This window comes from Streptomyces sp. URMC 127, assembly GCF_051386535.1.
Classification (GTDB): Bacteria; Actinomycetota; Actinomycetes; order Streptomycetales; family Streptomycetaceae; genus Streptomyces.
The window spans coordinates 1-747 of the sequence record NZ_JBPQTW010000477.1 but is presented as its reverse complement, the minus strand read 5'-3'; the positions used below and the strand labels follow the sequence as shown (position 1 = coordinate 747).

General features: G+C 80.7%; 1 pseudogene. It reads left to right on the top strand.

The features are described 5' to 3' along the window. Positions 1 to 747, top strand: a pseudogene (locus ACSNOH_RS34995) (hypothetical protein); the annotation flags it as partial.

Here is a 747-nt window from a genome sequence, read left to right as displayed (position 1 = left end):
GTCCTCACGGCCCTCCTCGCCCGCCACGGCTGGCGCCGCACCGGCGCGGCGGCCGGCGCGTACAGCCGCTGGACACCCCCCGACACCACCGGCACCCGCGGCCGCCCCGGCCCCGCCGGGCGCACCAGCCTGCTCGTCCCCGGCAGCCGCGCCTACCCCGACAGCACCGACCTCATCGCCGAAGCGCTCACCGCCCTCCGGCACAGCACCGCCCCCTCCGCACCCGGCATCCTCACCGCCCTGCGCACCCCCCTCGACGAGATCCACTGGGAGCGCGACACCGCCGAGCCCGCCGCCCCCGCGGCCGCCTGGGCCGCCCAGGAACAACTGCGCTCCGGCGCCCGCGCCCTCCTCCTCGCCGCGGCCCAGGCCGCGCGCAGCCGCGCCGGCTACCACGGCGCCCGCCACCGCCGGCACGCCGAAGCAGCCCTCGACCGCCTCCTCGCCGGCACCGCCGCCGGAAGCCGCGAGCTCGCGACCTTCCTCCCCGCGGGCTCGGGCACCGCCCCCGGCCCCGACGACGGCCGCCTGATCACCACCACGCTGCTCCGCGCGCTCTGCGCCGCCCGCGACGCCACCGACCACCAGCGGGCCACCGGCCGGCACGACGCCTTCGCGCCGGCCGTCGAGGCCGGCGTCTGCCAGGAGCTCACGGACGCGATCGGCAAGCTCGTCCGCGGCTCCGGAGGCCTCCGTGTCACCGTCCACTGGGCCCCCGCCGCCGGCCCGCCCGCCGGCTTCGCCGCC